Below are 13,460 nucleotides of genomic sequence, written 5' to 3' on the forward strand. Positions count from 1 at the left end.
TGAAACTGGTAAATAACCCCATAATGTGTGGAATCGCAGCTTGGTTTAGGCTATCCTTGCGCAAACGTAGGGGCAGCTTGATGCGAGTGTTGGGATTTTTGGCTGGATTTGCCGTTGTCGTGTCCAGTATTCCGGTGACGGCGGACAGCCTGTCGACCCGCAATCGCACGACGCTTTTTAGCTCTCAACTGGAAGTTTTGGACGGGCGTGCGTCGTCACAATATGCCAATTCGATCCGTTTGCAGCCGTCGCGTGTCGTCATTCCATCCGCTGCAAACACAGGAACGCAATACAGCGGCAATTATAGTGGCGAATTTCTGGAAATGGCGAAGTCGGCGGCGCGGCGTAACAATGTGCCTGAGGATTTGTTCTTGCGATTGGTGCAGCAAGAAAGTGCATGGAACCCGAACGCGGTGTCCTCAGCGGGCGCGATGGGACTGGCGCAACTGATGCCTGGAACAGCCCAATACCTGCGGGTAAATGCGCGTGATCCTTATCAAAATCTTGATGGTGGGGCGCGGTATTTGCGTAAACAATATGACGCATTTGGATCGTGGCGTTTGGCGTTGGCGGCCTACAATGCGGGGCCCGGCGCAGTGCAGCGGCACGGTGGCGTGCCGCCATTTCGTGAGACGCGCAATTATGTACGTGTGATTTGGGGAAACTGAAAACCAAAGGTTTTCGGCTGGTGCGATGTAGCGATACTTCTTGGGCAATTGCGGGTCGCACGCAGAAGTTTAGGCTTCGTAAAACCTAAGGTGCCACATTTACTGCAGCGCCTTAGGCATTGGTAACGATGGAAAATTACTCAGCAGCCATCTGAATAACAGGTTCCATTGCGGCCATATCAGCATCGCTGAGGTGGCATTTTATTTGGTGACCGTTGTCCAACGTCCGCACAATCGGAACTTCGGTTTCGCACTTGGACCGACCAGCCTTGTCTTTCCAGTTACACCGCGTCTGGAAAGGGCAACCTGATGGTGGATTCATCGCCGATGGAATGTCACCTTCGAGGACGATGTGCTTTTTCTTGATCTTGGTGTCGGCAATTGGCACCGCTGACAGAAGTGCTTCTGTGTAGGGGTGATATGGCGGGCTGAAAACCTGATCGGTCGAGCCCATTTCCACCACATGACCAAGATACATTACCATAACGCGATCAGACAGGTAGCGCACGATGCTCAGGTCATGGCTGATGAACAGCAGCGTGGTTTTATGTTCACGCTGGATTTCCATCAACAGGTCCGTCACAGCCGCCTGCACAGAAACATCGAGCGCCGACACAGGTTCATCCGCAACCACAATCCGCGCATCACCAGCAAAGGCGCGCGCGATACCGACACGTTGCTTTTGACCACCCGACAACTGGCGCGGCATCCGGTCGGCAAATTCGCGCGGCAATTTCACCAGATCAAGTAGGTTGAGCATACGCTCACGGCGTTCGCCATCATTATTACCGATCTTGAAAATCTCAAGCGCGCGCATGATCTGACGCCCGACTGTCATGCTTGGGTTCAGTGTGTCGAACGGATTTTGGAATACCATCTGCACATCCGCAATGGTTTTGGTGTCGCGCTTTTCAATCGGGATGTCGCCGATGCTTTTGTTATCGAGCAATATTTCACCGGAGGTCGCCGTCTCAAGCCCCATCAGGACTTTGGCGAAGGTGGATTTACCACAACCAGATTCGCCGACAATGGCCAGCGTTTCAGACTCTCGCGCCTCAAATGTCAGCGTTTCATTGGCCTTGACGACTTTGGTGCTCCCGCTTGAGAACAGGGCAGACGCCGCAACTTCATAGTATTTCTTCAGGTTGTCCATCTTCAGAACAACGCGCCCAGGAGCGGGTTTTTCGGTTTGGGCACCGGCGACAAGCGGTGCGTTCCAGTCAATTTCATCGTGGCGCAAACAGCGGGTTTCGTGATCAAGCCCCGCGTCTGCCATAAAGATGTGGCCTTGATCGCAGCGGCCAGCCTCAAAATAGTCACAGCGAGGGCCGAAATTACAGCCCTTGGGGCGTTCATGGGGCAGCGGGAAATTGCCCGGAATGGCAACCAATGGTCGCGCGTTTTTGTCGGCACCAGGCAGTGGGATCGAGCGGAACAGCGCCTGCGTGTAAGGGTGGCGCATTTCGTCGAACACGCCTTCGATGGTACCGCGTTCGACTGCTTCGCCGGAATACATGACGCAAATCCGGTCGCAGGTTTCCAGTACAAGGCCGAGGTTGTGGCTGATGAACAGCATCGATGTGCCGTATTTCTTGCCAAGGTCTTTGACCAGTTCAACAACCGCTGCCTCAACCGTCACATCAAGCGCGGTTGTTGGCTCGTCCAGGATCAACAGCGACGGCTTTGACATCAGTGCCATCGCGATTACGATGCGCTGCTGCTGCCCACCTGAAAGTTGGTGCGGAAACGAGTTTAGCATGCGTTCGGGGTCAGGCAGTTTCACGTCCGTCACGACTTCAAGCGCGCGGGCATAGGCCACTTCTTTGGTGACGCCATCGTGGATCATCGGGACTTCCATCAGCTGTTTGCCGATGCGCATGGCGGGGTTCAGAGATGCCATGGGTTCTTGATAGATCATCGCGATTTCTGAACCGCGAATGTCGCGCAATTCCTCGCGCGTCATGGTGTTCATCTCACGGCCCTTGAACTTGATTGACCCGCCAACAATGCGCCCGTTCACGCCAAGGTCTTGCATCACCCCGAGTGCGACCGTGGATTTGCCACAGCCGGATTCGCCAACAATGCCAAGCGCTTCACCGGGCTGCAGCGATGCCGAGAAGTTCATCACCGCAGGGATTTCGCGCAGCCGTGTAAAGAAGCTGATGGAGAGCCTGTCGATCTCAAGGATCGGGCCGTCGTAAGGTATCTTATCCATGGGCTTAATCCTTCAGACTTTCTTCACGCAGACCGTCTGCGAGAAGGTTTAGACCGAGCACCAGCGATAGCAGGGCCATCGCAGGTGGCAGGGCAGGGTGCGCGTAGATTAACAGCAGTTTGCGGCCTTCATTGATCGTGCTGCCCCAGTCGGGGCTTTCAGGCGGCAGGCCAAGGCCAAAGAAGCCGAGCGTGCCGAGCAGGATCGTCGTGTAGCCTATGCGCAGACAGAAATCGACAATCAGCGGACCACGGGCGTTGGGCAAAATTTCCCACAGCATGATGTACCATGTGCCTTCGCCGCGCGTTTGTGCCGCCGCCACGTAGTCACGGGTTTTGATGTCGAGTGCTAACCCGCGCACGATACGAAACACTGTCGGGCTGTTCACGAAAACCACCGACACGAACACCACGAGAATGCCGCTTGGGATGGTGATGAAGTCAAGCACTGGCGGCCATACAACGAGCGGGCTTGTCGAATCGCTAATAACCATAAGATAGATCAGCGTCAGCGGTACCAGCACGATAGACAGATACAACGTATTTTTGCTGCCTTGGGTTTTGTAGCGCGAATTGATCAGCACGCCGAAGAAGATCAGCGGGAAGATGAACAGGAACGCGCCCATGAAGTTCGGCAGACCTGTCGCCACGATTTCCGGTGTCACCAGCAGGTAGAACAGCAAGATGACAGGGAACGCGAGGATCAAGTTGGCAAGGAACGACAAGATCGTGTCGAGCTTGCCGCCATGGTAACCAGCGGGCAGGCCAAGTGTGATGCCGACCATGAAGGCAAAGACCGTGGCCAGTGGCGCGATGAGCATAACAATGACCGACCCGTGTACCACGCGGCTAAAGATATCACGCGCAAGGTTGTCGCCGCCCAAAAGGTAGTGCGGGTAGAAGTCCGCGTCTTGTCCGTCAGGAACCGGGAAGCCCGGCGTTTTATTCTTGATACCTGAGATTTGCTGCAATGGATCATGGGTCGCGATCAGGTCGAACACGCCGACAAAGACTGACGTGAAGACCCAGAACATCACCAACGCAAAGCCGATCATGCCGATCGTGCTGTCGAACAATTTACCATAAAGTCCAAGTTTGCGTTTGAAGATGATCGACACCGTGAACGTCGTGATCAGGGCAATCCAGACGGGCAGGAAACGTTTGATAATCTCGCCCAAAATACCGGCTCTGCCGTAGGGCATAAACCAAGACACAACAATGATCACTGCACCAAGGAGAACGATCAGCATAAACACCTGACCATTCAGTTTTTCAAGCCGCCCAAGCAGCCCGCCGCGCCCTTGCAGCGTACCGTCGGTGTTGGCTTTTAATTTCACCTCGGGCGCGAAAAAGCCCATAGAAAGTTGTACGATGACGCCCGCCAAAAACACCGCAGCTGCGATTGTTATAGCGGGGATGAGGGTGCTCCCGAAGGAGCCGGTCCAAGACAGTTCTTCCATAGTCTGGCTCCTTTATGAGATGCGAATGCGCGGGTTCAAGAACACATAGCCGATGTCAGATATCAGCTGTGTCATCAAAACAACGATGACGGAGATCACGGAAACGCCAAGCAACATTTCGATGTCGTTGTTTGACGCAGCTCGCACGAGTTCCCAACCGAAGCCCTTGTAGTTGAACAAGGTTTCAACAATCACGACGCCGTTCAACAGCCACGGCACTTGCAACATGATCACCGTAAACGGTGCGATCAATGCGTTGCGCAAGGCGTGTTTCATGACGATGTTGGGGAAGCTGACACCCTTAAGGCGGGCTGTGCGGACGTATTGTGCGGTCATCACTTCGGTCATTGATGCGCGGGTCATGCGGGCGATGTATCCCATGCCATAAATCGCAATCGTCATAACTGGCAGGAAAAAGTTCCCGAATGTTATGTCGTCCATGGCCGATGTAGCGGTGCCTTTGAAATATTGCATTCCAAACAGCGGTGTCGCGAACAAGGCGATTAAAATCACACCTGATACATATTCCGGCGTCGCCGTCGCAATGATTGACACTGTGGACAGCGATCTGTCGGTGCGCGACCCTTCGCGCATGCCCGCAAGCACACCGATAATCAGCGCGCCCGGGACCATGACGACCAGCACCCAGAACATTAACTTGCCGGTATTGCCGAGCCGTGTTGGCAACACATTGGCAACGTCTTCTTTGGCGACGGTTGAAAACCCCCAGTCGCCTTGAATAACGCCACAAAATGTCGGTGTGTCTTCGGTCGGGGCGGCGTTTCGTTCACATTTAGCGCGAACCTCGCCGTCTGAACCTTCAATGACATAGCCGGGCACAACGCCAAGCCATTGTCCGTATTTGACAGGGAGGGCCTGCATGTAGCCGCGGTTGTCCAGATAACTGACGACCGCTTCGTCGGACATGCGGAAGTTGCCTTGGGTTTTGGCGAGCACCTCTAGTTTCGGAAAGAGGTTCGTCAGCCAGAACACGATAAATGTCAGGCAAATCGCCGTGAGGATCATCACCCCAAGGCGGCGCAGAATAAACAGTCCCATTTAGTGCCCCTGTTGGCTGTGCCACGCAATTCTAGCCGCGCGATCTGTTCGTCAGGTCGTATAAATAGGGCCGCCCGATCGATCGGGCGGCCCATTGGTCGTATCGCTTATGCTGCGATACCGATTTTATAGATCTGCGGCAGGTATGCGATGTGCATTTCCCAGCCGACAAAACCCGGCTTGGCGTGGCGATAGATCGTGCGCCAGTAGGGCAGGATCGTCACGGCTTCGTCCACGAGGATCTGCTGGATCTTCACCATCACTTCGCGACGTGCATCAGCATCCGCGATCGCATTGGCTTCGTCCAGCAGCGCATCGAATTCGGCGTTGCTAAACGCAAATTCGTTCCACGCTTCGCCCGTGCGATAGGCAAGACCAAGGACCTGCGTGCCCAGTGGTCGGTGGTTCCAGTTCGTGGAGGAGAACGGATAGTCCGTCCAGTCGTTCCAGAACGTAGAACCCGGGATGATCGTACGCTTGACGTTGAAACCCGCGTCGCGCAACTGCGCTGCCACGGCGTCGGTGGTGTTCTTGCGCCAGTCATCGTCGATGGATGAAATTTCCATCTCAAAATCCTGCATGCCGGCTTCGGTGAGAAGGGCAAGCGCGCCTTCTGGATCGAACGGCGTGCCGGCGACGTCAGCGTATTCTGGATGCATCGGGCCCACGTGCTGGTTGCGCGCAACGATACCCTGGTTGGCATAACCCAACTCAAGGCAAACTTCGTTGTTCACCGCCATGGCGATGGCTTTACGGACACGAACGTCTGCGTAAGGCTTGATGCCGTTCACTTCGGCGGCCTGATTCGGGCGAATGACGATCGTCGCGCCGGATGGAACTTCGGAGCGTTCGTAGCCGATTGTTTCGAACACGTTGACGAAATCGCCGACAGTTTCAAAGGTCATGTCGACTTCGTCGGCGGCTGCGGCAGCGACCCAAGCGGACGGATCTGTGCCGTAGTCGATGTATTCGATCCGATCAAGGTACGCGCCTTTGCCTTCTGCGTAGCCCCACCATTCAAATCCTTCGTTGCGCACAAGCACAGCTTTAACACCGACTTCATTGCTCTCGATCATGTAAGGACCGGTGCCAACGGGCGTGTTCGCAGGGTTTTCACGGTCAATGGAGGAGTGGTAGACAGCGGCCGGATAGTCGGACATGCCCGCGATCAGCGTAATGTCGGACAGTGGCAGGTTCAAACGAACGGTGGACGCATCCACGACTTCGATTCCGCCTTCAATGGCTTTTCCTGTATCGGCATCGACTAGCGCGGACATACGACCGGCCATGGAATTGCCTTCCGCTTCCGAGTCACACCAGTCGGTGATTACCCGGGCCACGTCTTCTGCGGTGAACGCATCGCCGTTGTTCCACGTAACGCCCTGACGGATGGACAATGTGTAGGTTGTGGCGTCGTCATTGACCTCCCAACCCGATAGCAACATAGGCTCGAACGACCCGTCGGAATTGTATTCCACGAGATATTCCAGCCAACCTGCTGTTACATACGCCATCTGCGTCCAGTCAAAGGCACGTGGATCTTTTAGCGCGCGGACTTCCATCTGCATGCGCATGGTGCCACCCTGTTGGGCGTGGCCTGCGGCGGCGGCTGGCTGTGTCAGACCCAAAAGGCCATATGCGGCGGCGGACGTCACACCAAGCGCTGTTGTGCGTGCCATGAATTCGCGGCGGCTAAGTTTGCCCGCATTGGCGTCTTTCACATAGATACCCACTGCTGAATGTAGCGGTGCGCCCGTGAGTGTTTTATTGGTCATGCGTGTTCTCCCTGATGACACGTTTTTTATTAGCGGGGTATTTGGCATAAGCGGCGAACGTCGTTTGCGTCCACAGATTCATTATGCCCCCCACGCGAAGCCTTAGTAGGGCAGGGTTTCACCCCTGCGGTCAACGGCTGTAATCGGCAACTTTGATCACGTTTACGACGTTCGCATGGTCGCAAACGAGCCGCAAGGCGAAAGCCCGTGATGCTGCGCTGCGGCGTAAAAGAAAGGCGAAACGACTATTCAACCGTGAACAAGCGGGCCCTTTTTGCGAAACTGCGTGGGTGTCAATCCGGCGTGGGCCTGAAACGCACGGGCGAAATAGGCGGCAGAGCCAAAGCCAAGATCCCGAGCAATCTGGCGCACAGGGGTTTTGCTGTCGCGCAGTTGCACCCGCGCCTCAAACAAGATGCGATCATTCAAAAGCGACAGCGCGGATTTCCCGCTGGTCTGCTTACAACAGCGTGTCAGATGGGTCGGTGTGACACCAAGCTTGGCGGCATAATCAGCAACCCGCGCATGTTTGTGGTAATCGCGTTCAATCAGGCCGGTGTAGGCCGCCACAAGTCGGGCAGCGGCGGTATTGGCGCGGGCATCTGTTGGCGGTTCAGGGCGCAGCGCCAGCTGACGTTCAAAGTAGATCGACAAAAGACCAAGCTGGTAGTGGGCGGCGCGGAAATGACCCGGCTGGGTCGATTTCAACTCGCGTTCCAGCGCATCCATCTGCACGGCAAGTTCTTTTTGAACGGTCACGTCACGCAGGCGCAGATGGACCGGGGTCTGCGGCCATTCGGTTGCCATTGCGGACGGGATTGTCACCATCACGCCAAACACAGTCTGGCCGACCTCATATCCGTACATGGTTCCGGCAGGGATATAGATCAGGTTGTTGGCGCCGTAGCCGCTGGTCAAACCGGACACCGTGACACGCCCCTGACCGCGCGCCACAAAGATCAGGCGCGGCGACGTATGAGAGCGCATCGTCTCCGTGCGCCAACGACCCTGACCGGCATTCTGGCCGATGGACGTGAGCGCAAGGCGGTTTTGAGGATCGGCTATCATCTAAGATTAATTCCTAATCATTGTTCGATTTTGAAAACTTCGCCGGAATACCTTTGCGATTCAACAGTTTTTATGTGGAAAATTTGACATCTCCCACATCTGGTAGCGGGATAACCTGCCACCGCTTCATACGGGACCGGACCCAAGTGCGTTGCCGTTTGGCGTACTGCCGTGTGGCGATGATGATTGCCTCACGCGCCGAATCTCGGGTGATGTCGCCGTGCAGCAGTTGGATCATTTCCGCCGCACCTATGGCTTTTGAGGATGGCGCAGCGGGGTCCCAGTTTGGTACCATTGCTTTTGCCTCAATCATGGCACCTGCGTCCATCATCATAGCAAACCGTTGTTCGATACGTGCATTCAGCCAATCCACATCGGGCATCAAAGCCAGTGCGGTACAATCCTTCAGAGCCAAAAGCGGCTGCGGAGTTGCATCCTGCCAGTCGCGGATTGAACGCCCCGTCGTTTGCTGAACCTCCCAAGCTCGCTGCACGCGGGCGCGATTGTTTAGATCAAGGCCAGCCGCGGTCGCAGGGTCGAGTGCGGACACCAAATCGGGCAGGGGGGTTGCATCAGCTTTGGTCCTGATATGGGCAGGGGTCGGGGGGATTTCTGCCAGCCCCTCGGTCAGCGCAGTAAAATACAGCCCGGTACCACCGACAATGATCGGCCGCGCGCCAATTGGATGTGGGCCAGTCAGGAACGGCGCCACATCGCGCAGCCAATCCCCCACCGAATAGGGCGCATCAAAGCCAAGGTGGCCATAAAGGTGATGCGGCGCATGATCCATATCCGCCACGCTCGGCTGCGCCGTCAAAATCGGCCAGCCCTGATAGGCCTGTAGCGCATCCGCATTGACGATCACGCCGCCCTGACGCCGCGCTATTTCCAAAGCCAAAGCGGATTTGCCGGACGCGGTTGGCCCAAAGATCAGTACTGGCTTTTCGGGGTCGATTTGCGAGAGTTCAATCATCAGTTGTCCCATTGCGTGGCGTTCCGTTTGACGTTGCGCCCGAGCCCCTTTTGCGACACTTTACGCGTAAATCAAAGCAGCAAGGAGCCCGCCATGCCTGAACCCGAAAAAGTCGCGTATAAAAGGGTCATGCTGAAGATTTCCGGTGAGGCATTGATGGGCGACCAAGGCTATGGCCTGCACCCGCCAACCGTTGAACGTATCGCACGCGAAGTTCAATCTGTCCAAGAAATGGGCGTTGAGATTTGCATGGTCATCGGCGGCGGTAACATTTTTCGTGGGCTTCAGGGCTCGGCGCAGGGAATGGAACGCACGACGGCTGATTATATGGGCATGTTGGCCACGGTGATGAACGCGCTGGCGATGCAGGCTGCCCTTGAAGGGCTCGGCATCCACACCCGTGTCATTTCTGCCATCACAATGAACGAAGTCGCCGAACCCTATATTCGCCGCCGCGCCGTGCGACATCTTGAAAAGAAGCGGATCTGCATTTTTGCCGCTGGAACAGGCAACCCGTATTTCACAACGGACACCGCCGCCACGTTGCGTGCATCAGAAATGGCTTGCGAGGCGATCTTCAAGGGTACGAAAGTTGACGGCGTTTATGACAAAGACCCCAATAAATTCGACGATGCCAAACGTTATGAAACGATTACCTATGACGAAGTTCTGGTACAGCACCTTGGTGTAATGGATGCCAGCGCGATTGCTTTGGCGCGTGAAAACAGCCTGCCAATCATCGTGTTCAGCCTTGACGAACCAGGTGGTTTCCGCGCGATCCTTGATGGGACAGGCACATCGACGACAGTGCGTGCCTAATTTCAATCCCTCGATCGGCAAATTTGTGCATCTCTTGCACAGGCGTCCTATACAAATAGGTGCCGATAACGTTACATCATATAAAACAAGTCGAGAAGAGCAGCTCATATGTCAGATGATTTTATCCTTGATACCGACGATTTGACCCGCCGCATGGACGGCGCAATTGCCAATTTACGCGTTGAATTTGCGTCACTGCGTACAGGTCGCGCGTCAGCGTCGATTTTGGAACCGATCATGGTCGACGCCTACGGATCGCAGACCCCGATCAATCAGGTCGGCACCGTCAACGTGCCAGAATCGCGTATGGTGACAGTGAATGTTTGGGACAAGGGCCTTGTTGGGAAGGTCGAAAAAGCCATTCGCGAATCAGGCCTTGGGATTAATCCGCAGCTGAACGGAACGATTATTATGCTGCCGATCCCTGAACTGAACGAAGAACGCCGCACCCAACTGACCAAGGTTGCGGGAACCTATGCTGAAAACGGGCGGGTTTCGATCCGCAACCTGCGCCGTGACGGGATGGACCAGATCAAGAAAGCCAAAAACGACGGCATTTCCGAGGACGACCAGAAATTTTGGGAAGGCGAAATGCAGGGTCTGACCAACGACTATATTAAGCGCATCGATGACCAGCTTGAGATCAAGCAGGCAGAAATCATGCAAGTCTGATCCGCAGTCGCGGGCTGGACCAAAGTCCTGGTGTTTTGGGGCGTGTACGATTAGAACGGGGGCCGAAGATATGGCCAAAGATAGTAAAGTCGGACCAAACCACGTCGCAATTATAATGGACGGCAACGGTCGCTGGGCACAGATGCGCAAGCGCCCGCGTTTGTTGGGCCACCACGCAGGTGCGCGCCGTGTCCGTGAAATTGTTGAGGCGTGCCCCGATCAAGGCGTTAAATATCTGACAGTATTCGCATTTTCGACGGAAAACTGGAAACGAACCCAGAGCGAAGTTGCTGGCCTGATGAAACTGTTCCGCCGCTATATTCAACGCGAAGCGCGTAATTTGTTGGCGAATGGCGTTCGGGTTCGTTTTATCGGCGACCGCGTACGGCTTGATGATAAACTGGTCCGCCTGATGGACGAACTTGAACTGCTAACATCCCAGAATGACCGCGTGCATCTGACGGTCGCACTTAACTACGGTGGCCGCGACGAAGTTGCCCGCGCCACGCGGCGGTTGGCATATGATGTGGCTGCTGGCAAGCTCGCTCCGAAGGATGTTGACGATGAAACATTGCCAAAATACCTCGACACCTATTTTCTGCCCGACCCCGATTTGGTGATCCGCACTAGTGGCGAAGCGCGGATTTCGAATTTCCTGCTCTGGCAATCGGCCTATGCCGAATATGAATTTATCGATACGCTTTGGCCGGACTTCACACCGGACGTGTTCGCATCGGTTCTGACCGGTTTTAAGGCGCGCGACCGACGCTTTGGCGCGGTAAAAGTCTGATATGGCTGCTAATTGGGATGATCTGAAAGTGCGCCTGATGTCGGGCGCGTGGATGGCTGTCCTTGGCATTGGCGCAATTATCATTGGCGGGGTCTGGTTCCAGATGCTCGCCATTTTTGTGACCGCTGTAATGGTCTGGGAATGCTGGATCATGATCCGTGGGGCATCGCCTACATCAGGCATGTTGTTGGCCGCCGCTGTTGCCTCAATCTTGTCTGCGCAGGTTCTTGGTGGCGCGCATAACTATGAATTCATTGGACTTTTCCTTGTAGTGCCGATTATTGGCGCAGCTGTGCTGAAGCGCGAACGCATGACGTTTTTCATTTTTGCATTGGGCGTGCAAATTGCAGGTTACGGACTTGTGCATTTCCGGATTGATTTCGGGTTCACTTGGTTAATCTGGCTCGTCAGTATTGTTGTTGTTACTGATATTGTCGGGTATTTTGCGGGTAAATCGATTGGTGGGCCCAAATTCTGGCCCGCGATCAGCCCCAAAAAGACATGGAGCGGCACGATCGGTGGTTGGATTGGTGCGGCGATTGTCGGGATTATATTTTTCACGTTTACCAACGCAGGCTGGACGATCATCCTGCTGTCCATCGTGATTAGTTTTGCAGGGCAGATGGGTGATATTGCGGAAAGTGCGTTGAAACGCCGCCAAGGTGTGAAAGACAGCTCTACTCTAATTCCGGGCCATGGCGGCTTGCTTGATCGCTTTGATGCGCTGCTTGGTGCGTCCTTGTTTATGCTTCTTGTCGCGAGCCTGTTTGATGTTTCAGGCGTTGCCTTTTGAGGCGGATCAGCATTTTTGGGGCAACGGGGTCGATTGGTCAAAACACCCTTGATCTGATCCGCCGCAACCCTGATGACTATGATGTGGTGGCCCTGACTGGCGCGCAGAATATTCCGCAATTGATTAAAGATGCCAAAGAGTTACGGGCCAATGTTGCCGTAACATCTGATCAAACACGGCTTGCTGAATTGCGCGATGGGCTGGCAGGTTCTGGTATCGATGTGGCTGCAGGTGACGCGGCGTTGATCGACGCAGCTGCGCGCCCTGCGGATTGGATCATGTCGGCCATTGTCGGCGCAGCTGGCCTGAGGCCGGGGTTAGAAGCCCTTAAGCATGGCACAGTTCTGGCGTTGGCCAATAAGGAATCTTTGGTCACAGCAGGACCTCTTTTAATGGGCGAAGCCAAACGGTTAGGGGCCACAGTTCTTCCAGTTGATTCAGAACATTCGGCGGTGTTTCAAGCTTTGATTGGCGAAGACATCAAATCTGTGGAACGTATCATTATCACGGCCAGCGGCGGCGCGTTGCGTGATCATCCTTTGACTGCGTTGGACAGCGTCACTGTCGATGAGGCGTCCAACCACCCGAATTGGGACATGGGGCAACGCATCACGATTGATTCAGCATCCATGTTTAACAAAGCGATGGAATTGATTGAAACAAAAGAATTTTTTGGCGTCAAGCCGGAGGAGATCGAAACGATTATTCATCCAGAAAGCCTGATCCACGCGCTTGTTGGTTTTAGGGACGGTGCGTTAATGGCCCATGTGGGTCCGCCAGATATGCGCCATGCCATTGGCTTTGCGCTGAATTGGCCGGACCGCAAAGACCTGCCTGTGCAACGCCTCGACCTTGCACAGATCGGTCAGCTGAATTTCCGCGCACCAGATTTGGCGCGCTATCCAGCCCTCGCGATTGCGCAAAAGGTGATGGAGGCGGGCGGCCTGACGGGTGCTGTGTTCAATGCCGCCAAGGAACGCGCGCTTGATGGGTTCCTTGCGGGCGCGTGCAGTTTCACCGATATGGCACGCATCGTGTCCCGTGTGGTTGACGTGATGTTGTCCAAAGAGGGGCTGCAAAATGCCACGATCACATTAGATAGCGTAAGAGAAGCGGACGCGATGGCGCGCGCGCTAACCGGCGAAGAGATCGCGAAACAAGAAAGCTAG

Annotated in this window: 12 protein-coding genes; 6 read left to right on the forward strand and 6 right to left on the reverse strand. The window is 55.1% G+C overall.

Features of this window, described 5'->3' with window-relative positions; genetic code table 11:
* The first annotated feature begins 80 nt into the window (after window positions 1–80).
* The gene (locus OAN307_RS11975; protein WP_044043623.1) at window positions 81–668 is read left to right on the forward strand and encodes a lytic transglycosylase domain-containing protein; all 588 of its coding nucleotides are present in this window, start codon (window positions 81–83) and stop codon (window positions 666–668) included.
* 136 nt (window positions 669–804) lie between these two features.
* On the opposite strand, the gene OAN307_RS11980 is transcribed toward OAN307_RS11975, so the two are convergent.
* The 6 genes from OAN307_RS11980 to miaA form a co-directional block, all read right to left on the reverse strand.
* On the reverse strand, window positions 805–2,883 hold the full coding sequence (locus OAN307_RS11980) for a dipeptide ABC transporter ATP-binding protein (protein ID WP_015499995.1): 2,079 nt from the start codon (window positions 2,881–2,883) through the stop codon (window positions 805–807).
* A gap of 4 nt (window positions 2,884–2,887) precedes the next feature.
* On the reverse strand, window positions 2,888–4,342 hold the full coding sequence (locus tag OAN307_RS11985; RefSeq protein ID WP_015499996.1) for an ABC transporter permease: 1,455 nt from the start codon (window positions 4,340–4,342) through the stop codon (window positions 2,888–2,890).
* Window positions 4,343–4,354: 12 nt separating this feature from the next.
* Window positions 4,355–5,401 carry an ABC transporter permease gene (locus tag OAN307_RS11990; protein ID WP_015499997.1) on the reverse strand — a complete coding sequence of 349 codons (1,047 nt, stop codon included), beginning with the start codon at window positions 5,399–5,401 and terminating at the stop codon, window positions 4,355–4,357.
* A gap of 107 nt (window positions 5,402–5,508) precedes the next feature.
* Window positions 5,509–7,176: an ABC transporter substrate-binding protein gene (locus tag OAN307_RS11995; protein ID WP_015499998.1), complete on the reverse strand. Its 1,668-nt coding sequence runs from the start codon at window positions 7,174–7,176 to the stop codon at window positions 5,509–5,511.
* A gap of 249 nt (window positions 7,177–7,425) precedes the next feature.
* Window positions 7,426–8,244: an AraC family transcriptional regulator gene (locus OAN307_RS12000; RefSeq protein WP_015499999.1), complete on the reverse strand. Its 819-nt coding sequence runs from the start codon at window positions 8,242–8,244 to the stop codon at window positions 7,426–7,428.
* A 70-nt stretch (window positions 8,245–8,314) separates the two neighbouring features.
* Entirely contained in the window at window positions 8,315–9,217 is a 903-nt protein-coding gene (gene miaA / locus OAN307_RS12005) for a tRNA (adenosine(37)-N6)-dimethylallyltransferase MiaA (protein WP_015500000.1), read from the reverse strand.
* A gap of 93 nt (window positions 9,218–9,310) precedes the next feature.
* Between miaA and pyrH the strand changes: the two genes are divergently transcribed.
* The 5 genes from pyrH to dxr all read left to right on the forward strand — a co-directional run bounded on the left by pyrH (window position 9,311) and on the right by dxr (window position 13,460).
* On the forward strand, window positions 9,311–10,036 hold the full coding sequence (pyrH, locus tag OAN307_RS12010) for a UMP kinase (protein ID WP_015500001.1): 726 nt from the start codon (window positions 9,311–9,313) through the stop codon (window positions 10,034–10,036).
* Between the two features lie 108 nt (window positions 10,037–10,144).
* Window positions 10,145–10,708: a ribosome recycling factor gene (gene frr / locus OAN307_RS12015; RefSeq protein WP_015500002.1), complete on the forward strand. Its 564-nt coding sequence runs from the start codon at window positions 10,145–10,147 to the stop codon at window positions 10,706–10,708.
* A gap of 70 nt (window positions 10,709–10,778) precedes the next feature.
* The gene (uppS, locus tag OAN307_RS12020; RefSeq protein ID WP_015500003.1) at window positions 10,779–11,498 is read left to right on the forward strand and encodes a polyprenyl diphosphate synthase; all 720 of its coding nucleotides are present in this window, start codon (window positions 10,779–10,781) and stop codon (window positions 11,496–11,498) included.
* A gap of 1 nt (window position 11,499) precedes the next feature.
* A complete protein-coding gene (locus OAN307_RS12025; protein ID WP_015500004.1) occupies window positions 11,500–12,291 on the forward strand; it encodes a phosphatidate cytidylyltransferase in 792 nt (263 codons plus the stop codon).
* On the forward strand, window positions 12,288–13,460 hold the full coding sequence (gene dxr / locus OAN307_RS12030) for a 1-deoxy-D-xylulose-5-phosphate reductoisomerase (protein ID WP_015500005.1): 1,173 nt from the start codon (window positions 12,288–12,290) through the stop codon (window positions 13,458–13,460). Before OAN307_RS12025 ends, dxr begins: the two co-directional genes overlap by 4 nt.

The organism is Octadecabacter antarcticus 307, assembly GCF_000155675.2.
Taxonomy (GTDB): Bacteria; Pseudomonadota; Alphaproteobacteria; order Rhodobacterales; family Rhodobacteraceae; genus Octadecabacter; species Octadecabacter antarcticus.